The organism is Streptococcus mitis, from assembly GCF_001074635.1.
Lineage (GTDB): Bacteria > Bacillota > Bacilli > Lactobacillales > Streptococcaceae > Streptococcus > Streptococcus mitis_E.
In genome coordinates, this window is record NZ_JUQO01000119.1 from 1 (window position 1) to 313 (window position 313).

A 313-nucleotide genomic window follows, 5' to 3' on the forward strand; every position below is an offset into this window, starting at 1 on the left:
ATTCACATAACTTGTTACGACTTGACGGTATACATGCGTTGTATTGCCTTTTTCGTCTTTCTTAGTTTCTTTGTAAATGTACTCTGGAATGTCTTTCTTATCTTTCGTTCCTTTGTCTGAAGGGTTGATTTCTTTGCCTTCTTCATCTACATAACTTGTTACGACTTGACGATATACATGGACTGTATTTCCTTTTTCGTCTTTCTTAGTTTCTTTGTAAATGTACTCTGGAATGTCTTTTTTATCTTTTGTTCCTTTGTCTGAAGGGCTGATTTCTTTGCCTTCTTCATTCACATAACTTGTTACGACTTGA

1 protein-coding gene is annotated in these 313 nt (G+C 34.8%); it reads right to left on the reverse strand.

The annotated features are described in order from the left end of the window. Positions 1–313: MucBP domain-containing protein (locus ADI58_RS05030; protein ID WP_049521698.1), on the reverse strand; the 313-nt coding region annotated here is incomplete at both ends.